The following is an 18,759-nucleotide window of genomic DNA, read 5'->3' on the forward strand; positions in this document are numbered from 1 at the left end:
AGCCCATGATCACGACAAGCCGTCGCGCACGTCTCGGCTGGAACATCGCCACCTATGCGGTGCTGCTGATCCTGACGACCTTCTGCATCTTCCCGCTGCTCTGGACGCTGCTGACCTCCCTCAAATACGAGGCCGACATCGTCACCCAGACGATGCAGTACATCCCCAGGCGCATCACCTTCGAGAACTACGTCACGATCTGGACCCAGTCCGGCTTCCCGACGCTGGTGTTCAATTCCTTCGTCGTCACCGCCACCACCGTCGTGCTCTGCCTGATCACCGGCACGCTCGCCGCCTATTCCTTCTCGCGCTTCCATTATCCCGGCCGCGGCGCGCTGATGCTCGGCTATCTGGTCATCCGCATGTTCCCGGCCGTGCTGATGATCATCCCGCTCTTCATCCTGATGCGCGGCGTCGGCCTGCTCGACAGCCGCTTCGGCCTGGCGCTCGCCTATACGAGCTTCCTGCTGCCGCTCTTCGTCTGGATGCTGAAGGGCTTCTTCGACGCGGCGCCGAAGGAGCTGGAAAGTGCCGCCCGCATCGACGGCTGCACCCGGCTCGGCGCCATGATCCGCATCGTGCTGCCGCTCGCCCGCAACGGCTTGGTCGCTACCTCCGTCTTCGTCGCCATCGCGGCCTGGAACGAATTCCTGTTCGCCCTGATGCTGACCACCAGCCAGGGCTCGCGCACCTGGCCGGTCGGCCTGCAGCTGATGGTCGGCGAATTCCAGTTGCCCTGGGGCGTGCTCGCCGCCGGCGGCATCATCAGCATCATCCCCGTCATGATCCTGTTCGCCATCGTGCAGCGGACCATGGTCCACGGAATCACCGCCGGCGCGGTCAAGGGTTGAGGACACCACCATGTCGACACTGACGCTGAACGGCGTACGCAAGAGCTTCGGCGCCCTCGATGTGCTGCAGAGCATCGACCTGAAGCTGGAAGACGGCGAGTTCCTGGTGCTGCTGGGGCCGTCGGGCTGCGGCAAGTCCACCCTGCTCAACATCATCGCCGGGCTGGAGACGCCCACCGCCGGCGACATCCTGATCGGCGACAAGCGGGTCAACGACGTCCATCCGAAGAACCGCAACATCGCCATGGTGTTCCAGTCCTACGCGCTCTATCCGACCATGCCGGTCGAGCGGAACATCGGCTTCGGCCTGGAAATGCGCGGCGTCGAGACGGACACGCGCAAGCGCGCGGTGGATGGCGCGGCGCGCATGCTGCAGGTCGACCACCTGCTCGACAGGAAGCCCGGCCAGCTCTCCGGCGGCCAGCGCCAGCGCGTCGCCATGGGCCGCGCCATCGTGCGCGAGCCGGAACTGTTCCTGTTCGACGAGCCGCTCTCCAACCTCGACGCAAAACTGCGCGCCGAAATGCGGACCGAGATCAAGCGCCTGCACAACCGCCTCGGCACCACGGTCGTCTATGTGACGCACGACCAGATCGAGGCGATGACGCTCGGCACCCGCATCGCCGTGATGAAGGGCGGCGTCATCCAGCAGCTCGCCGATCCGATGACGACCTATGAGAAGCCGGCCAACATGTTCGTCGCCGGCTTCATCGGCTCGCCCTCGATGAATTTCATCACCGGCACGCTGGCCCGCGACGGCGAGCATGTCGCGCTCACGACCGATGGCAACAATCCGGCGACGATCCGCCTGCCCCGCGTCGCCGCCAATCTGGACGCCCTGCTCGGGCGCAAGGTGGTGCTCGGCGTCCGGCCGGAATCCTTCTCGGCCGAGATCACCACGCCGGACCTGACCGGCACGATCGACGTGGTCGAGCCGACGGGACCGGACACGCTGGTGGTGCTGGCGCTGGGCAGCCAGACCATCACCGCCCGCCTCGGCCCGAAGCTGACGGTCGCGACCGGCCAAACGCTGGGCCTGTCGATCCAGCCGGATTCGATCAGCCTTTTCGACCCCGACTCCGGCAACCGCATCGGGTAGTGTCCCAGAATCCCGGCGCCGCCCCGGATCGGGCGGCGTCGGGTGCAAGGGTGCTCAGTGGCTGGTGTCGCGGCCCGTGCTCTGGCCGCTTTTCACCGGGATGTGGCGGGTCTTTTCCTGCGCCGCGTTCTTCGGCAGGACGATGGTCAGCACGCCGTTCTCGACATTCGCTTTGACCTGGTCGCGGTTGACCGATTGCGGCAGACGGATCGAGCGCATGAAGCGGCCGAACGACCGCTCGACGAAGTGATAGTTCTCCTTGTCTTCCTTCTGCTCCATCCGCTTCTCGCCGCGGATGGTCAGCACGTCGTCGTCCAACGTGACATCGACGTCCTTCTCGGCCACGCCCGGCAGCTCCGCCGTGATGCGCACCTCGGATTCCGTCTCGGAGACGTTGATCTGCGGCATCAGCAGGCCAACTTCATGCCCCTCCGCGCCGCCCGCCGGCATGCCAGCGTTGCGGAACACGTCTTCCATCAGACGATTCATGCCGCGCTGGAGCGAGACGAACGGGTCGCCGCCGATCAGGGGGCTGCCGCCGAAGGGAACGAGGGAATGACGTGCCATGGTGCTTCTCCTCTTGCTGGGTCCGCCAGCTGCGCCGAAAGCTCCCACCCTGCCCGGCCGGCGTCACAGCGCGGGACGGGAGCGTGCCTTTGCCTGCGGCCGACCCGGGTGGCAGGCCGCGAAGCCGCTTGCACATCGGGCAAGATAGGGTGTCGCCGCAGCGTTTCGAGGGTGCGCGACAAGGAGCGGCAGGCGCGGCGCAGACCGCCTCCCAGGCGGTGGGCCGAACGCGGCTCGGTGGCCGAAAAAGCAAAAAGGCCACGGAAAACCGTGGCCTTTTTGAAGCTCCGGTGGGTGACCGGAGATATTGGAGCGGGTGAAGCGATTCGAACGCTCGACCCTAACCTTGGCAAGGTTATGCTCTACCCCTGAGCTACACCCGCTTAACCCCGGCTCGCGCCGGCATGCGCACCTTATGGCGCAAGCCCGGATCGATTGCAAGCGAGGCCGGCGTGCCTTCCTGCCCGTTCTCCACAGCCCGGCGCGACGCGGAAAAGGATCGACGACGCTCGGAAGGCGGATGTAACGGAAGGCGAAAAACGATCCCGAAAAGCAAAAAGGCCACGGAAAACCGTGGCCTTTTTGAAACTCCGGTGGGTGACCGGAGATATTGGAGCGGGTGAAGCGATTCGAACGCTCGACCCTAACCTTGGCAAGGTTATGCTCTACCCCTGAGCTACACCCGCTTAAACCCCGGCGGTGCCGGCGTGCGCACCTTATGGCCGAAGCCGGAATCGATTGCAAGAGAGTTTTTTCGCGCCGATTTGCGCCAGAAAGCCGCCACCGCCCCGCCACGATGAGCGACCTTTTTGGCGCAGCCCAGTCGGGAATCCGGGCCTGGGACGGGGCGCGCCGTCGCTGCCATCGTTCTGTCCAGAAGCCGGTGCTAAGCCCTCGCCACGGGTAAGCCAGGGGTGGCTGAGAGACGGAGTTTCGGGTGCGTATTGGCCCGGGCTCGCATCTCTTGAGGTACCAATGACCAAGCTTTTTCTCGCCGGCGCCGCCCTGATCGCGCTGACCGGCGCCGCTTCCGCCGCCGATCTGACCTATGAGCCCGCTCCGGCCCCGGCTCCGATCGTCACCGAAGCCGCCTTTGACTGGACCGGCTTCTATGTCGGTGTGCATGGCGGCGCGCTGTTCGGCGATTTCACCGGCGATCTTGACGGCCTGAGCGGCACAGGCGGCCTTGTCGGCGCCCAGGCCGGCTACAACTACCAGATGGACCATTGGGTGATCGGCGTCGAAACCGACATCGCCTACACCTCGCTGAAGGACGTGGCGGAGCTCGACTGGCTCGGCAAGACGACGGTTCGCGCCGGCTATGCCTGGGACAACTTCCTGCTCTACGCTAAGGGCGGCGTCGCCTATGGCGATCTGAAATATGCCGACGAGAGCCAGTGGGCCGTTGGCTGGACCGCCGGCGCCGGCGTCGAATACGCCTTCACCAGGAACCTGACCGGCCGCCTGGAATACGACTATGTCGACCTCGGCAAGAAGGACATCGGCAATTTCGATCCGGTCGTGAATGGCGGCGTCACCGCCCATGCGGTCACCGCGGGCCTGAACTTCAAGTTCTGATCCCTCGCGCCTGCGACGACGAGAAAGCCCGGCCCGCGCCGGGCTTTCTTTTTGTCCGCCTGCGCCTCCGCGCTTGCCGCCCCCAGCGCGGCATGCTTCAGGAAAGACCTGCCCCGCGAGACCCGACGACGGTTTTAGCGCAGGGGTGCGGAACGAAAATCAGCCACTGGGGGGGGAAACGCATGCCGGCAAGCCAGGACGAACTGTTCGCCTTTCTCGAAAGCCTCGGCATCGAGACGACCACCGTCACCCATCCGCCGCTCTACACGGTCGAGGAATCGCAGGCGCTGCGCGGGGCGATTGACGGGCTGCACAGCAAGAACCTGTTCCTGAAGGACAAGAAGGGCGCGCTCTTCCTCGTGGTCGCCGAGGAAAATGCCGCGATCGACCTGAAGCGGCTGCATGAGCGGATCGGCGCCTCGGGCCGCGTTTCGTTCGGCTCGGCCGAGCTGATGCAGAGCCTGCTCGGCGTGCTGCCGGGTTCGGTGACGCCGTTCGGCGTGATCAACGACCAGCCGGCCCGGTTGACCGTCGTGCTCGACGAGGCGCTCGCCACCGCGGGCGCCGTCAATTTCCATCCGCTCGTCAATACCGCGACCACGACGATCGCCGCCGCCGACCTGCTCGCCTTCCTGCGCGCCACCGGCCACGAGCCGCTGCTCCTGTCTTTTTCGCAAGCCGCGGCCAGTCCGGATTTGTAAAACCGGGTTCGAAGCGCCATGTTCTCCGCGACGCGCCGGCGCGGGAGCCGGCCTTTGATGATCGAGGCAATCCGCATGAACCAGCCCAGCTTCAGCATCGGCGACAGCGCCGCGACCCAGGCTGCCAATGGCGCCGACACGCTGATCAAGGACACGACCACCAACAATTTCGCCAAGGACGTTCTCGAGGAATCGCGCCGCCAGCCGGTGCTCGTCGATTTCTGGGCGCCCTGGTGCGGCCCATGCAAGCAGCTGACGCCGGTGATCGAGAAGGTCGTCCAGCAGGCGCGCGGCACGGTCCGTCTCGTCAAGATGAACATTGACGACCATCCGCAGATCGCCGGCCAGCTCGGCATCCAGTCGATTCCGGCGGTGATCGCCTTTGTCGACGGCCGGCCGGTCGACGGCTTCATGGGCGCGCTGCCGGAAAGCCAGATCAAGGAATTCATCGAGCGGGTCGCGGGTCCCGCCGGCGGCGCCGAAGTCGAAGCGGCGCTGGCGGAAGCCGACGCGCTGGTCGAGCAGGGCCAGTTCGCCCAGGCCGCCGACGTCTACGCCGCGATCCTGGCCGCCGAGCCCGACACCTTCAAGGCGCTGGTGGGCCTTGCCCGCTGCGACGTCGCGACCGGCAATGTCGAGGCGGCGCGCGAGCTGCTCGATTCGCTTCCGCCCGAAAAGGCGAACGACCCGGGCGTCACCGCCGTCCGCGCCCAGATCGCGCTGGCCGACCAGTCGGCTGATCTCGGCGAGGAAGGCGAGCTTCGCGCGCGGATCGAAAGCAATCCCAAGGATTTTGACGCCCGATTCGACTTGGCCCTGCTGCTCAATGCCAAGGACCAGCGCGAGGATGCCGCAGACCAGCTCCTTGACATCTTCCGCCTCAATCGCAGTTGGGAGGATGACAAGGCCCGCAAGCAGCTCGTTCAGTTCTTCGAGGCCTGGGGCCCGATGGACGAGGTGACGCTGTACGGGCGCCGCCGTCTTTCCTCGCTTCTGTTCTCGTAAGGCGCCATTCGCATGCAGGCAGGCAATGCCATCTATGAAGCCCCGGACGATCTTCCCGATCTGATTCCGGTCTTTCCGCTCCCCGAAGCGCTGCTCTTGCCGCGCGGCCAGATGCCCCTCAACATCTTCGAGCCGCGCTACATGGCCATGGTCGACCATGCGATGGCGGGCGACCGCATCATCGGCATGGTTCAGCCGATGACGGTGACGGAAGACGGCGAGGACGCGGCGGAGCTGTTCGCGGTCGGCTGCGCCGGTCGCATCACCTCCTATTCGGAGACGGGCGACGGCCGCTACATGATCTGCCTGACCGGCATCAGCCGCTTCCGCATCCTGGAAGAGGTCGAGCCCGAATCGGGCTTCCGCCGCTGCCGCGTCACGGCGATCGATTTCCCGTCCGACTTCGTCGAGGACGCCGGTTCCGACACCGTCGATCGCAGCCATCTGCTCGATACGTTCCGCCTCTATCTCGACGCCAACCAGCTCGAAGCCGACTGGGACAGCATCGAGAAGGCGTCGAACGAGACGCTGGTCAATGCGCTGTCGATGATGAGCCCCTATGGCATGGCGGAGAAGCAGGCGCTGCTCGAAGCACCGGACCTGCGCACCCGGGCCGAGACGCTGATCGCGCTGACGGAGATCTCGCTCGCCCGCCGCGGCGACGGCAACGCCTCGTCGCAGCTGCAATAGGAGCCGGGCGATGGCGCATGCCGAACGCGAGGAAAGCCGGGTCGATCCCAAGCTGCTGGAGCTGCTGGTCTGCCCGCTGACCAAGACGACGCTCGAATATGATCCCGAGCGCCAGGAACTGGTGAGCCGCGCCGCGCGTCTCGCCTATCCGATCCGCAGCGGCATCCCGATCATGCTCCCGGACGAAGCCCGGCCGTTCTGAGAAAATTCCGTTCCTCCGCCGACCGCGGCGGAACGATGATCCGGATCGCAACGTCCGACAGGCGAAGCCGGTCGGCGCAACAGACCCAAAGGCCGCGTCCCCAAAACGCGACCATCATCCTGAGGTGCCCGGCAAAGCCGGGCCTCGAAGGAGGGTCCAGGGAACACCCGCAATCGGGACCGCCGCGCGGATTTCTTCCGCTGAATCATCCTTCGAGGCTTTGCTGTCGCGAAGCGCCTCAGGATGATGGCAGTGCGGGGTGATAGGCTGGAAAGGACAGGGAAGCCTCCCTCAGATCACTTCGCCGCGCAGCAGGCGCGGGCCGGCCTGGCCGACATCGGACGCAGCGCCGATAAAACTTTCCTTGAGGCGCGGCAGGCGGTCGACCAGCCCGAGGCCGACATCGCGCAGGATGCGCAGCGCCGGATTGTCGTTCGAGAACAGCCGCGTCAGCCCGTCCGTGACGATGCCCATCTGCACCGTGTCGAAGCGGCGCCAGCGCTCGTAGCGCTCCAGTATGTCGAGCGTGCCGGGGTCGAGCCCGAGGCGGGCGGCGTCCACCACCGTCTCGGCCAGGGCGGCCGCATCCTTGAAGCCGAGATTGAGGCCCTGACCGGCGATCGGATGGATCGCATGCGCGGCGTCGCCGACCAGCGCCACGCGCGGCGCGATGAAGGAACGCGCGAGCTTCAACCCGATCGGATAGGCGCGCCGCGGGCCGATCGCCTCGATTGGTCCCAGATGATGGCCGAAGCGCCGCTCGAGCTCGAGCTGGAAGGTGAACTCGTCCGCCTGGACCAACCGGTCCGCATGCTCTGTGCGCTCCGACCAGACCAGCGACGAGCGGTTGCCCGGCAAGGGCAGGATGGCGAACGGACCCGCCGGCAGGAAATGTTCCTCGGCCCGGCCGTGGTGGGGCCGCTCGTGCTGCACCGTCGTGACGATGCCCGATTGGCCATAGGACCAGCCGACCGTGCGGATGCCGGCGAGATCGCGCAGGCGCGACTTCGCGCCATCGGCGGCGACCAGCAGGCGCGCGGTGATCGTGCCGCCGCTGGCAAGCTTCGCCTCGACCGAGGCCGCGCGCGTGGTGAAATCGGCGACCGAATCGCCTGAGATCAGCTCGACGCCGGCGATGCGGCAGGCCTCCGACAGCGCGCCGACCAGCGCCCCGTTCGGCACCATATGCGCGAAGGGCTCGCCATTCTCGACCGAGCCGGAGAAGGTGAGGAAGATCGGGCGCACGGCGTCGCGCAGGCGACTGTCGGTGACGATCATCTCGGTGATCGGCTGGCTGGTCGCCTCGATCTGCTGCCAGATGCCCAGCGTCTCCAGCATCCGCTTCGCCGCCGCGGCGATCGCCGAGGCGCGGCCGTCGCGCGAGCCGGCGCCGGCCGGGGCCGGATCCACGACTGCGACGGCAAGCGAGGGCGCGCCCTGCTTCAGCGCCAGCGCCGTGCAGAGGCCGACATAGCCGCCGCCGGCGATCAGGACGTCGATGGCCGAACCCGTCTCCATCCCTGCTGCCATGAACTCATTCCTTCCGGCTATGCGCCGCCACGCCCGGTGGCCGCTTGACTTGGTGGGTGGGCGGCCGCAACTGAGCGACGTCCGCCGATCCCGATTTTCCGAACGCGACCGATGCAAGCATGATCAACGACCTTCTCTCGATACTCGATCTGGAGCCGCTGGAACACAATCTGTTCCGGGGTCGCAGCTTCGATCCCGGCTGGCAGCGCGTTTTCGGCGGCCAGGTGATCGGCCAGGCGCTGGTGGCCGCGTCGCGAACTGTCACGGACCGGCTGGTGCATTCGCTGCACGGCTATTTCCTGCGCCCGGGCGATCCGTCCGCGCCGATCGTCTACGAGGTCGAGCGGGTGCGCGATGGCGGCAGCTTCTCGACCCGCCGGGTCGTCGCGATCCAGCATGGCCAGACGATCTTCATCATGTCGGCTTCCTTCCACATCCGCGAGGACGGGCTGGAGCACCAGATATCCATGCCCGACGTGCCGGGACCGGAAGACCTGCCGGTCGATGGCGAGATCGGCGCGGCCCTGCTCGACGGCGCCCCGGCGGGCGTCCGCCGATACTGGGAGCGGCTGCGTCCGATCGAATTGCGCCCGGTCGACCAGAAGGCCTATTTCCGGCGCGACGAGCCGCGCCACAGCCACGCCATCTGGATTCGCGCCAAGATCGCGATCGGCGACGATCCCGTGCTCAACAGCTGCATACTCGCCTATGCCTCCGACCTGACGCTGCTCGATACCACGCTTCTGGCGCATGGAAGGTCGGTGTTCGAGCCGGGCCTGCAGGTCGCCAGCCTCGACCATGCCATGTGGTTCCACCGGCCGTTCCGGATGGACGACTGGCTGCTTTATGTCGAGGACAGCCCCTCGGCGCATGGCGCGCGCGGCTTCAACCGCGGCAGCCTGTTCGACCGCCAGGGCGTGCTGGTCGCCTCGGTGGCGCAGGAAGGACTGGTCCGGCCGGTCAGCCGGTGAGCGTCGCGTCTACCGCTTTCGCCCGTTGGCCAGGCATTGCGTACACCACAGCCCATTAATTGGGCAAAATTCGAAATTTGCTCATGCCGCGATCAGAATTTGCGGCGAGATCGCGGCGACGCCTGCGTTTTGACAGGCGGCGTGCCGCCCTTTTGCGCTGTTCACATTTTTTTCGGCACAATCGTCAGAGTTGGCACGGACCTTGATTGGTGTTTGCCAGCGAAGGCGTTCGCTTGTCCGCGACCGTTACTGAGGGCCCCGAGCGATCGAGGTCCGCCGTCCACCAGACGCAGAGAGAAATGGGATCCGAACACATGCAAATCGTGATGGCGATTATCAAGCCGTTCAAGCTGGATGAGGTGCGCGACGCCTTGACCAGCATCGGCGTGCAGGGCCTGACCGTTACCGAGGTCAAGGGCTATGGCCGCCAGAAGGGCCACACCGAGATCTATCGCGGCGCCGAATACGCCGTCAGCTTCCTGCCCAAGCTCAAGATCGAAGTCGCCGTGGCCAGCGAAGCCGTCGACAAGGTCGTCGAGGCCATCGCCGCCGCCGCCAAGACCGGCCAGATCGGCGACGGCAAGATCTTCGTCTACCAGATCGAGCAGGCCGTCCGCATCCGCACGGGCGAGACCGACACCGACGCGCTCTAGCGCCTTCCGCCTCGCGCCGTTCGCTGGCTCCAGCGGGTGGCACACCCTTCAAGTCGACCCGCCATCCCATCGAAAAACAGCTGCGAGAAGGGCTTCGCCCCGGGCGCAGGCAACCGGCGGCAACGCCGGTCCGACAGGAGAACTGCAATGAACCTTCGAAATGCTCCCTTCTCTCTGGCTGCGGCGGGAGGCGCGCTGCTGGCATCGGCGGTCGCCGCCTTCGCGCAGGACGCCACCGAGCCGGCCGTCGAGGCGGTCACCGCCGCGGTGCCGACGCTGAATTCCGGCGATACCGCCTGGATGCTGGTTTCGACCATCCTGGTGCTTGCAATGATCGTCCCCGGCGTCGCGCTGTTCTACGGCGGCCTCGTCCGCACCAAGAACATGCTGTCGGTGCTGATGCAGGTTCTCCTGATCGCCTGCGTCGCGATGATCATCTGGGTGTTCTACGGCTACAGCCTCGCCTTCACCGATGGCGGCGCGCTGATCGGCGGCCTGTCGAAGGCCTTCCTCGCCGGCATCACGCCGGACACGCTCTCCGGCACCATTCCGGAATACGTCTTCCTGTCGTTCCAGATGACCTTCGCGGCGATCACCGCCACGCTGATCGTCGGCTCGTTCGCTGAGCGCACGAAGTTCGCCGCCGTCATCCTGTTCATGATCCTCTGGATCACGGTCGTCTATCTGCCGATCGCCCACTCGGTCTGGCAGTCGACGGGCTGGCTGTTCAAGCGCGGCGCGCTTGATTTCGCCGGCGGCACGGTCGTCCACATCAACGCCGGTATCGCCGGCCTGGTCGGCGCCCTGATCATCGGCAAGCGTACCGGCCTCGGCAAGGATCTGATGCCTCCCCATTCGCTGACCCTCTCCATGGTCGGCGCTGCGATGCTCTGGGTCGGCTGGTTCGGCTTCAACGCCGGTTCGGCTCTCTCGGCCGGCTCGGTCGCCGGTCTCGCCACCATCAACACCTTCGTCGCCACGGCGGGCGCCGCCATCGGCTGGTCGCTGATCGAATGGATCGTCCGCGGCAAGCCCTCCATGCTCGGCGGCATCTCGGGCGTCGTCACCGGCCTGGTCGCGGTCACCCCGGCTGCCGGCTTCATCGGCCCGGTCGGCGCCATCGTGCTCGGCTTCGGCGCCGCCATCGTCTGCTTCTTCTTCGTCACCACGGTGAAGAACAGCTTCGGCTATGACGACAGCCTCGACGTCTTCGGCATCCATGGTGTCGGCGGCATCGTCGGCGCCATCGCCACCGGCATCCTCGTCAGCCCGTCGCTGGGCGGCACGGGCGTCGCCGACTACGCGATGGGCCACCAGCTCTGGGTCCAGATCGAAGGCGTGCTGTTCACGGTCGTCTGGTCCGGCGTCGGTTCGGCGATCCTCTACAAGATCGTCGATGTCATCATCGGTCTCCGCGTCCGCAAGGAAGTCGAGAGCGAAGGCCTCGACATCGTCGAGCACGGCGAACGCGCCTACCACAACTAGCATCGGCGGGCGCCCCCGGGCGCCCACCCCAAAAACAAGCCTTCCAGAGTGGAAAGACCCCGGCCTTCGCGCCGGGGTCTTTTTTTGGCCTCCGTCGCCATGGTTAAAGCCGGCTTAACCAACGGCCGCTACGGTTGCTCTTCTGCAATCCAGACCCGGGTGGGACTCCGCCCGCCGAGCGACCCAGCCAGTGTGAAGGCAAGCGTGACGACCAGCGCCAAGAAAGAGACCTCTCCCTTCGCCCGCCTGAACAGCCTTCTGGCAGGCGTCGAACCCGGCTTGCCCGCGATCAACCTCACCATCGGCGAGCCGCAGCATCCGATCCCGGCCTTCGTGGCGCCGGTGATCGCGGAGAACGTCGCGCTGTTCGGCCGCTATCCGCCCATTCGCGGCACCGATGCCTTCCGACAGACGATCGCGCGCTGGCTCGACAGGCGCTATGGCCTCCAGGCGACCATCGACCCCGAGCGCATGGTGCTGCCGCTGAACGGCTCGCGCGAGGGACTGACGCTGGCCGCCCTCACCGCCCGCCAGCGCAAGCCCCGCCTCGAAAAGCCAGTCGTGCTGCTGCCCAACCCGTTCTACCAGGCCTATGCCGCCGGCGCGGAAGTCGCCGGCGCCGAAGTGGTCCTGCTCGGCTCCGGCCGGGAGGGTTCCTTCCCGGATCTGGGCCAGGTGCCCGCCGAGGTGCTCACGCGCACCATCGCCGTCTACATCGCCTCGCCGACCGCGCCGCAGGGCGACGTCGCGACGCTGGAGGACTGGACCCGCGTCATCCAGATCGCCCGCGCGCATGACTTCATGATCTTCGCCGACGAGTGCTATTCCGAGATCTACCGCGAGACGCCGCCGCCCGGCGTGCTGCAGGCGGCCGACCGTCTCGGCGCGGGCTACGCCAACATCCTGACCTTCCATTCGCTGTCGAAGCGCTCGAACCTGCCGGGCCTGCGCTGCGGCTTCGTCGCCGGCGACCCGGATTTCCTCGAGACCTGGACCCGCTTCCGCAATGTCGCGGCGCCGCAGGTGCCGGGCCCGATCCAGGCCGTGGCGGTGGCGGCCTATTCGGATGAAGGCCACGTCGCCGAGAACCGTGCGCTCTACAACGCCAAATATGATGCCGCGCTGGCAACGCTGGGCCCCCGGGTCCGCGCCACGCGGCCGGAAGGCGGATTTTTCCTCTGGCTCGAGGTCGGCGACGGCGTCGAGGCGGCAACGCGGCTCTGGCGCGAGGCGGGCGTACGCACGATCCCCGGCGCCTATCTGTCGCTGCCGCTGCCGGACGGGAGCAATCCCGGCACACCCTTTATCCGCGTCGCCATGGTCCAGGACCAGGCGACGACGCAGGAAGCACTGGCCCGCATGGCGCGGGTTCTTGGCTAATCGGATCGCCATGGAGGGGAACCGACTTCGGCCCTCCGACGATCCAACGACGGAGACAGTGCGGGACCGTTTCGACCTCACGAAGCGCCCCCGCGCTAGACGTGCAAAGGACATGACCGGACCATGCGTTCGACACGATCGGTTTCAATGCCCATGCCCTCCGAGGACGAGGACGGCATGAGCCGGCTTGTCCGCCGCCATCTGGGACATCTGGTCGGGCTGGCGCTTCTCGCCGGCATCGCGGCCATTGCCACGGCGCTCGCCACCTGGACGGTCGACGATCCGTCCCTCTCCTATGCGGTGTCCAAGCCGGCCGCCAACATGCTGGGCCTGCCAGGCTCGATCATCGCCGATCTGCTGATGCAGTTCTTTGGCCTCGCCGTGGCGATGCTGCTGCTGCCCGCCGTGATCTGGGGCTGGCGCTGCCTGTTCGGCGGCCGCCGCTTCCGCAAGACGATGCTGCTTTCCTGGCTCGGCGCCAGCGCCTTCGCCGCCGCGCTGCTGGCGCTGGTGCCGGTGACGGCCAAATGGCCGCTGCCGACCGGCATGGGCGGCGTGATCGGCGACATCTTCGCCCGCCTGCCCGCGCTCGTGGTCGGCACGCCGGTCAGCAGCAACGCCACCTTTGTCGCCGGCGCGCTGTTTGCGCTCCTCGCCATCGTCCTGTTCCTGCATGCGACCGGCTTCATCCGCTTCGGCCGCGAGGAAGAAGAGGCCTTGCCGGTCCGCGAGCCGACCCGCGCCGCGCCCAAGCGTTCGCGCCGCGACGAGGATTTCGACACCGACGACATCATGGGCGAGGAGGATCGCTCCAACTTCCTGACCGTGCCGCTCGGCGCGCTGGCGCATTTCGGCTATTCGGCCAAGGCGAGCCTCGGCCGGCTTTTCGGACGCGGCAATGCCGACAAGGCGGAACGCCGCGCCGCGGCAGCCGACATCCCCGAGGGCCGCATCGGACGGGTCGAGCCGCGCATGGCCGCCGGCCAGGCCAGCGGCCGCGTCAAGACCGCGCCGGTCGAGGCGGATCTCGACGATTGGGCGGACGAGGAGGACGACGACCTGCCGATCCCCGCCCCGATGCCGGCGGGCCGTACGGCCCAGCCCGCTGCCCGCGCCCGGCCCGGCAAGCGCCAGACCCGCGAGGCGCAGCCGACGCGCGGCCAGAACGACGTGTTCGAACTGCCGACCCTCGACTTCCTGGCCGCCCCGCGCGCCGTCGATCCGCGCACCAAGATCAACACCGAGGCGCTGGAGCAGAACGCCCGCGTGCTCGAAGGCGTGCTCGACGATTTCGGCATTCGCGGCGACATCATCAATGTTCGCCCCGGCCCCGTCGTGACGCTGTACGAACTCGAGCCGGCACCCGGCATCAAGTCGAGCCGCGTGATCGGCCTCGCCGACGACATCGCCCGCTCGATGAGCGCGATCGCCGCCCGCGTCGCCGTCATCCCCGGCAAGAACGCCATCGGCATCGAATTGCCGAATGCGCGCCGCGAAATGGTGTTCCTGCGCGAAATGCTGGCCGCCAACGATTTCGAGCAGTCGAAGGCGCGGCTGCCGATCGGCCTCGGCAAGACCATCGGCGGCGAGCCGGTCGTGGTCGACCTGGCGCGCATGCCGCATCTGCTCGTCGCCGGCACCACCGGTTCCGGCAAGTCGGTCGCCATCAACACCATGATCCTGTCGCTGCTCTACCGGCTGACGCCGGAAGAGTGCCGCCTGATCATGATCGACCCGAAGATGCTCGAACTTTCCATCTATGACGGCATCCCGCATCTGCTGACGCCCGTCGTCACCGATCCGAAAAAGGCCGTCGTCGCCCTGAAATGGACCGTGCGCGAGATGGAGGACCGCTATCGCAAGATGTCGAAGGTCGGCGTGCGCAACATCGACGGCTACAATGCCCGCGTCGGCCAGGCCAAGGCCAAGGGCGAGATCCTGACCCGCACGATCCAGACCGGCTTCGACAAGGAAACCGGCGAGGCGATCTACGAGCAGGAAGACCTGCCGCTGGATCCGATCCCCTACATCGTCGTCATCATCGACGAGATGGCCGATCTGATGATGGTGGCCGGCAAGGACATCGAAGGCGCCGTCCAGCGCCTGGCCCAGATGGCCCGCGCCGCCGGCATCCACGTCATCATGGCGACGCAGCGTCCATCGGTCGACGTCATCACCGGCACGATCAAGGCCAATTTCCCGACCCGCATCTCCTTCCAGGTCACGTCGAAGATCGACAGCCGCACCATTCTCGGTGAACAGGGTGCCGAGCAGCTACTCGGCCAGGGCGACATGCTCTACATGGCCGGCGGCGGCCGCATCCAGCGCGTGCACGGACCCTTCGTCAGCGACGAGGAAGTCGAGAAGATCGTCAACCACCTGAAGCTGCAGGGCCGTCCCGATTATCTCGACGCCATCACCGAAGACGATGGCGAGGGTGACGAGTCGGGCGGCGGCGAGGCCGGCGGCTCGGTGCTCGGCGGCGATGAATCGAACGACCTCTATGACAAGGCCGTCGCCGTGGTCTTGCGCGACCGCAAGGCCTCCACCAGTTATATCCAGCGTCGTCTGTCGATCGGCTACAATCGCGCTGCCTCGCTGATCGAGCGCATGGAGAAGGAAGGCCTTGTCGGCGCCGCCAACCATGCCGGAAAGCGCGAAATTCTCGTCGAAGGCGAGGAAGCCAGCCGGTTCTGACGTCGCGAAATCGCCATCAAGCGGAACTAGGTCGCGAGGCGAGACGTTTTCCAGCGCCGGTCTGTCCGGCCCCGACCGCATGACGCTCGCGACGATGATCGCGAATGACGCTAGACTGCGAACCACGCGAAGGATGCCCATCGTGACGATCGATACGGAGACCGGCCTGACCCGGCGTCGCTTCTTGGCCACCACCCTCGGCCTTGGCGCTACGGTAGCGCTCGGCGCGATCGGCCTGCCCGGTCGCGCGGAAGCGGCCTTCAACGCGCAGCAGATGGCGGCGCTTCGCAAGATCAACGCCTATTTCAACTCGATCCGCACCATGCAGGGCCGCTTCATCCAGTTCGGCCCGAGCGGCGAGCAGTCGGAAGGCGTGTTCTTCCTCGCCCGTCCCGGCAAGATCCGCTTCAACTACAGCCCGCCGGTCAAGATGGACGTCGTTGCCGACGGCAATCAGGTCGCGATCCGCGACAACAAGATGATGACGCAGGACCTCTATCCGCTGAAGAAGACGCCGCTGCGCTATCTTCTTGCCGACCAGATGGACCTGACCTCCTCCAACATCGTGCGCAAGCTGATCGAGGAGCCGGACCTGATCTCGCTGGTGCTGGAACAGGGCTCGGCCTTTGGCGGCGGCAGCCTGAAGCTGATCTTCGACACCCGCACCTATGAGCTACGCCAGTGGGTCGTCACCGATTCGCAGGGTCTCGATACCTCCGTCGCCGTCTACGACGTCGAGATCGGCAAGCCGGCCGACCCGAAGAATTTCAAGATCAACTACTACCTGCCGAACAAGAGCTTGAAATAGGCCGCTCGCGCGCTTGTGAACGTGCAGGTGCGATAGAAATGGCACGCCGACTTGAATTCGCTCAGGGCCGCACCAAATCTATAGACAGCGGGCCATTCCATCGATCGGTAGTGCCCCCCGTCTCGCCGAAGATGGTCCCGCGAAGCGCCGCGTCATAGACGGGCGCAAGGCGCTGTAAAGCGCAACGCCCAGCTTCCCCCCCGGAGCTGGGCGTTCCTTTTTGGGGCCAGCCCTTCCCGCATTCCATCCCGACAGTTCCGTGTCTCGTCCAGGCCATGCCGACCTTGCGGCACAGCGACCCCCGCGATTTTTCGTTGGCGATATCCGGCGCGATTGCGTATTGCGGGCGCCGCGGTTCTCCTGCCGCCGGGGCCTCACATGACCATTAGCATCGCGACCTGGAACATTAATTCGGTCCGTCTCCGGATCGACCTCGTCACCGCTTTCCTGGAGGCGCACCGTCCCGACGTGCTCTGCCTGCAGGAGATCAAGTGCATCGAGGACAATTTCCCGTCCGGCGCATTCAGGAAGCTCGGCTATGTCCACCAGGCCGTGCACGGCCAGAAGGGCTATCACGGCGTTGCCACCGTCTCGCGCAAGCCCTTCATCGAAACCAAGCGGCGCGGCTTCTTCGGCAAGGAAGATGCACGTCACATCTCCGTGACGCTGACCGACCGCGACCTGCCGATCACGCTGCACAATTTCTACATTCCGGCCGGCGGCGACGAGCCGGACCCCGCGATCAACGAGAAGTTCGCCCACAAGCTCGGTTTTCTTGAGGAGATGAAGACCTGGCTGACCGGCGCCGAGACCAGCGGCCCGGCAATCCTCGTCGGCGATCTCAACATCGCCCCCTATGAGAATGACGTCTGGTCGCACAAGCAGCTGCTGAACGTCGTCAGCCACACCCCGGTCGAGACGAAGCTGCTGGAAGAGGTGCGCGAGGCTGGCGGCTGGATCGACGCCATGCGCCAGTTCGTGCCGATGGACGAGAAGCTCTACACCTGGTGGAGCTACCGCGCCAAGGATTGGGAGACGTCCAATCGCGGCCGCCGCCTCGACCATGTCTGGGTGACGCCGCCGCTGCGCGCGCGCCTGCAGGGCATCGAGGTGATCAGCGAGGCGCGCGGCTGGAACAAGCCGTCCGACCACGTGCCGGTCATCGCCCGCCTGGCGGTCTGAAGTCTTTCACGGTTCGCGTCTTCTGCACGCCAACCGAAACCCGCTTCGGAAAAGCGCTTGGCCGGCTACTGGCCCGGCGCGGAAAGGCTGATACCCTCGAACCGGCTTTCCAGCCTGCCGAGCGCGCCGACGGTTTCCATCAGCTGGTCGGCGATGCGGGTGTGCATCCGCGCCGCCACATCCGGATATTCCGTCAGGATCCGCCGCATCAGCGTGCGGTCGATCTCGATGACAAGCGCGTCGCTGGTGGCCGTTGCCGTAGCGGGCCGGCGCGTCTCGATGAACAGCGCCACTTCGCCCAGAAGCGTGCCGGGGCCGAACAGGCCGAGCCGTCTGTGGTTCTCGCCATGGCCATCGGCCATCTCGATCTCGCCCGACATCACGACGAAGCCGGACAGCGCCTTGCTGTCGGCGCGAAACAGCACGCGCCCGGCCGGCAGTTCCAGCCGCGTCGCGCTGAAGGCGATCAGGCGCAGATGGTCCGTCGAAAGCTCCGCGAAGAGCGGCACCGTCGAGAGAAGAGCGATATCCTGTTCAAGCGTCACGCCGATATTCCTGCCCCTGGCCGCGAACGAAGCAGCCTCGCGGCGACTCTATCACGGAACCAGCTTGTAACCGCCTGCTTCCGTGACGAGCAGTTCCGCAATCGACGGTTCGCGCTCGATCTTCTGCCTGAGACGATAGATATGGGTTTCCAGCGTGTGCGTCGTGACGCCGGAATTATATCCCCAGACTTCGTGCAGCAGGATATCGCGGCCGACCACCTTCTCGCCGGCGCGATACAGGAATTTCAGGATCGACGTCTCCTTTTCGGTCAGCCGGATCTTCTGCCCGCGCTCGTCCAACATCAGCTTGGCGCTCGGGCGGAAGGTGTAGCGGCCGATCGAGAAGGTGGCGTCCTCGCTCTGCTCGAACTGGCGCAGTTGCGCGCGGATGCGCGCCAGCAGCACGGCGAAGCGGAACGGCTTGGTGACATAGTCGTTGGCGCCGGCCTCGAGGCCCAGAATGGTGTCGGATTCCGAATCCTGACCCGTCAGCATGATGATCGGACCCTTGAAGCCGCCCTTGCGCAGCAGCTTCACCGCCTCGCGGCCATCCATGTCCGGCAGGCCGACATCCATGATCAGCAGATCGGTGGGCTCGGCCCGGGCGCGCTGGACGCCCTTGGTCGCCGTCGCCTCGTCCATCAGTTCGAATTCTTCATAGAGCGACAATTGCTCTACGAGACTTTCGCGCAACAGATCGTCATCATCCACAACCAGAATTCGCCGTGCGGCCATGGCGTTTGCCCCCTGACGGTTTCTTCGGTTCCTGCGGGAACAACCGAAGTACGCTTCTGCATCGCTGGCCTAAGGTTTAG

At 66.1% G+C, this 18,759-nt stretch carries 18 protein-coding genes and 2 tRNA genes; 14 read left to right on the forward strand and 6 right to left on the reverse strand.

Annotated features, from left to right (window positions below; translation table 11 throughout):
- Window positions 1-5: 5 nt before the first annotated feature.
- Window positions 6-851, forward strand: coding sequence for a carbohydrate ABC transporter permease (locus ABIE08_RS17015; RefSeq protein ID WP_354552892.1), 846 nt, complete (start codon window positions 6-8; stop codon window positions 849-851).
- Between the two features lie 10 nt (window positions 852-861).
- Window positions 862-1,950, forward strand: a complete 1,089-nt coding sequence (locus ABIE08_RS17020; protein WP_354552894.1) for an ABC transporter ATP-binding protein — start codon at window positions 862-864, stop codon at window positions 1,948-1,950.
- A 54-nt stretch (window positions 1,951-2,004) separates the two neighbouring features.
- Here ABIE08_RS17020 and ABIE08_RS17025 read toward each other — a convergent pair whose 3' ends face one another.
- The 3 genes from ABIE08_RS17025 to ABIE08_RS17035 form a co-directional block, all read right to left on the reverse strand.
- Window positions 2,005-2,517 carry an Hsp20/alpha crystallin family protein gene (locus tag ABIE08_RS17025; protein ID WP_354552896.1) on the reverse strand — a complete coding sequence of 171 codons (513 nt, stop codon included), beginning with the start codon at window positions 2,515-2,517 and terminating at the stop codon, window positions 2,005-2,007.
- Window positions 2,518-2,825: 308 nt separating this feature from the next.
- Window positions 2,826-2,900, reverse strand: a tRNA-Gly gene (locus ABIE08_RS17030).
- A gap of 228 nt (window positions 2,901-3,128) precedes the next feature.
- Window positions 3,129-3,203: transfer RNA gene (locus ABIE08_RS17035), tRNA-Gly, on the reverse strand.
- Between the two features lie 289 nt (window positions 3,204-3,492).
- Between ABIE08_RS17035 and ABIE08_RS17040 the strand changes: the two genes are divergently transcribed.
- From ABIE08_RS17040 to ABIE08_RS17060, 5 genes are all read left to right on the forward strand, one after another.
- On the forward strand, window positions 3,493-4,095 hold the full coding sequence (locus ABIE08_RS17040; RefSeq protein WP_354552898.1) for an outer membrane protein: 603 nt from the start codon (window positions 3,493-3,495) through the stop codon (window positions 4,093-4,095).
- Window positions 4,096-4,277: 182 nt separating this feature from the next.
- Window positions 4,278-4,796 carry a prolyl-tRNA synthetase associated domain-containing protein gene (locus ABIE08_RS17045; RefSeq protein WP_354552900.1) on the forward strand — a complete coding sequence of 173 codons (519 nt, stop codon included), beginning with the start codon at window positions 4,278-4,280 and terminating at the stop codon, window positions 4,794-4,796.
- 57 nt (window positions 4,797-4,853) lie between these two features.
- Window positions 4,854-5,801, forward strand: coding sequence for a thioredoxin (gene trxA / locus ABIE08_RS17050; RefSeq protein ID WP_436409573.1), 948 nt, complete (start codon window positions 4,854-4,856; stop codon window positions 5,799-5,801).
- A 12-nt stretch (window positions 5,802-5,813) separates the two neighbouring features.
- Window positions 5,814-6,491 carry an LON peptidase substrate-binding domain-containing protein gene (locus ABIE08_RS17055; protein ID WP_354552901.1) on the forward strand — a complete coding sequence of 226 codons (678 nt, stop codon included), beginning with the start codon at window positions 5,814-5,816 and terminating at the stop codon, window positions 6,489-6,491.
- Window positions 6,492-6,501: 10 nt separating this feature from the next.
- Window positions 6,502-6,693 (forward strand): Trm112 family protein, encoded by a 192-nt coding sequence (locus tag ABIE08_RS17060; protein WP_354552903.1) that lies wholly within the window; start codon window positions 6,502-6,504, stop codon window positions 6,691-6,693.
- Window positions 6,694-6,984: 291 nt separating this feature from the next.
- On the opposite strand, the gene ABIE08_RS17065 is transcribed toward ABIE08_RS17060, so the two are convergent.
- Window positions 6,985-8,223: a ubiquinone biosynthesis hydroxylase gene (locus ABIE08_RS17065; RefSeq protein ID WP_354552905.1), complete on the reverse strand. Its 1,239-nt coding sequence runs from the start codon at window positions 8,221-8,223 to the stop codon at window positions 6,985-6,987.
- Window positions 8,224-8,342: 119 nt separating this feature from the next.
- Here ABIE08_RS17065 and tesB point away from each other — a divergent pair, with 119 nt between their 5' ends.
- The 7 genes from tesB to xth all read left to right on the forward strand — a co-directional run bounded on the left by tesB (window position 8,343) and on the right by xth (window position 17,399).
- A complete protein-coding gene (gene tesB, locus ABIE08_RS17070) occupies window positions 8,343-9,194 on the forward strand; it encodes an acyl-CoA thioesterase II (RefSeq protein ID WP_354552907.1) in 852 nt (283 codons plus the stop codon).
- A gap of 314 nt (window positions 9,195-9,508) precedes the next feature.
- Entirely contained in the window at window positions 9,509-9,847 is a 339-nt protein-coding gene (locus tag ABIE08_RS17075; RefSeq protein WP_354552909.1) for a P-II family nitrogen regulator, read from the forward strand.
- A gap of 147 nt (window positions 9,848-9,994) precedes the next feature.
- Window positions 9,995-11,332, forward strand: a complete 1,338-nt coding sequence (locus ABIE08_RS17080; protein WP_354552910.1) for an ammonium transporter — start codon at window positions 9,995-9,997, stop codon at window positions 11,330-11,332.
- 204 nt (window positions 11,333-11,536) lie between these two features.
- Window positions 11,537-12,712, forward strand: coding sequence for an aminotransferase class I/II-fold pyridoxal phosphate-dependent enzyme (locus ABIE08_RS17085; protein WP_354552912.1), 1,176 nt, complete (start codon window positions 11,537-11,539; stop codon window positions 12,710-12,712).
- A gap of 123 nt (window positions 12,713-12,835) precedes the next feature.
- Complete coding sequence (locus ABIE08_RS17090; protein WP_354552914.1) at window positions 12,836-15,409, forward strand: FtsK/SpoIIIE family DNA translocase; 2,574 nt, start codon at window positions 12,836-12,838, stop codon at window positions 15,407-15,409.
- 133 nt (window positions 15,410-15,542) lie between these two features.
- Complete coding sequence (locus tag ABIE08_RS17095) at window positions 15,543-16,217, forward strand: LolA family protein (protein WP_354552916.1); 675 nt, start codon at window positions 15,543-15,545, stop codon at window positions 16,215-16,217.
- A gap of 378 nt (window positions 16,218-16,595) precedes the next feature.
- Window positions 16,596-17,399 carry an exodeoxyribonuclease III gene (xth, locus tag ABIE08_RS17100; RefSeq protein ID WP_354552917.1) on the forward strand — a complete coding sequence of 268 codons (804 nt, stop codon included), beginning with the start codon at window positions 16,596-16,598 and terminating at the stop codon, window positions 17,397-17,399.
- Window positions 17,400-17,464: 65 nt separating this feature from the next.
- On the opposite strand, the gene ABIE08_RS17105 is transcribed toward xth, so the two are convergent.
- Both ABIE08_RS17105 and ABIE08_RS17110 read right to left on the reverse strand, forming a co-directional pair.
- Window positions 17,465-17,944, reverse strand: coding sequence for a cyclic nucleotide-binding domain-containing protein (locus ABIE08_RS17105; RefSeq protein WP_354552919.1), 480 nt, complete (start codon window positions 17,942-17,944; stop codon window positions 17,465-17,467).
- A 51-nt stretch (window positions 17,945-17,995) separates the two neighbouring features.
- The gene (locus ABIE08_RS17110; protein WP_266333909.1) at window positions 17,996-18,679 is read right to left on the reverse strand and encodes a response regulator transcription factor; all 684 of its coding nucleotides are present in this window, start codon (window positions 18,677-18,679) and stop codon (window positions 17,996-17,998) included.
- Window positions 18,680-18,759 lie beyond the last annotated feature (80 nt).

It is taken from the genome of Kaistia defluvii (assembly GCF_040548815.1).
In the GTDB taxonomy this organism is placed as follows: Bacteria; Pseudomonadota; Alphaproteobacteria; order Rhizobiales; family Kaistiaceae; genus Kaistia; species Kaistia defluvii_A.

Bases quoted from the DNA above. Each gene is read 5' to 3' on its own strand.
- ABIE08_RS17015 (WP_354552892.1), top strand. From the start codon at position 6: ATGATCACGACAAGCCGTCGCGCACGTCTCGGCTGGAACATCGCCACC.
- ABIE08_RS17020 (WP_354552894.1), top strand. From the start codon at position 862: ATGTCGACACTGACGCTGAACGGCGTACGCAAGAGCTTCGGCGCCCTC.
- ABIE08_RS17025 (WP_354552896.1), bottom strand. From the start codon at position 2,517: ATGGCACGTCATTCCCTCGTTCCCTTCGGCGGCAGCCCCCTGATCGGC.
- ABIE08_RS17040 (WP_354552898.1), top strand. From the start codon at position 3,493: ATGACCAAGCTTTTTCTCGCCGGCGCCGCCCTGATCGCGCTGACCGGC.
- ABIE08_RS17045 (WP_354552900.1), top strand. From the start codon at position 4,278: ATGCCGGCAAGCCAGGACGAACTGTTCGCCTTTCTCGAAAGCCTCGGC.
- trxA (WP_436409573.1), top strand. From the start codon at position 4,854: ATGATCGAGGCAATCCGCATGAACCAGCCCAGCTTCAGCATCGGCGAC.
- ABIE08_RS17055 (WP_354552901.1), top strand. From the start codon at position 5,814: ATGCAGGCAGGCAATGCCATCTATGAAGCCCCGGACGATCTTCCCGAT.
- ABIE08_RS17060 (WP_354552903.1), top strand. From the start codon at position 6,502: ATGGCGCATGCCGAACGCGAGGAAAGCCGGGTCGATCCCAAGCTGCTG.
- ABIE08_RS17065 (WP_354552905.1), bottom strand. From the start codon at position 8,223: ATGGCAGCAGGGATGGAGACGGGTTCGGCCATCGACGTCCTGATCGCC.
- tesB (WP_354552907.1), top strand. From the start codon at position 8,343: ATGATCAACGACCTTCTCTCGATACTCGATCTGGAGCCGCTGGAACAC.
- ABIE08_RS17075 (WP_354552909.1), top strand. From the start codon at position 9,509: ATGCAAATCGTGATGGCGATTATCAAGCCGTTCAAGCTGGATGAGGTG.
- ABIE08_RS17080 (WP_354552910.1), top strand. From the start codon at position 9,995: ATGAACCTTCGAAATGCTCCCTTCTCTCTGGCTGCGGCGGGAGGCGCG.
- ABIE08_RS17090 (WP_354552914.1), top strand. From the start codon at position 12,836: ATGCGTTCGACACGATCGGTTTCAATGCCCATGCCCTCCGAGGACGAG.
- ABIE08_RS17095 (WP_354552916.1), top strand. From the start codon at position 15,543: ATGCCCATCGTGACGATCGATACGGAGACCGGCCTGACCCGGCGTCGC.
- xth (WP_354552917.1), top strand. From the start codon at position 16,596: ATGACCATTAGCATCGCGACCTGGAACATTAATTCGGTCCGTCTCCGG.
- ABIE08_RS17110 (WP_266333909.1), bottom strand. From the start codon at position 18,679: ATGGCCGCACGGCGAATTCTGGTTGTGGATGATGACGATCTGTTGCGC.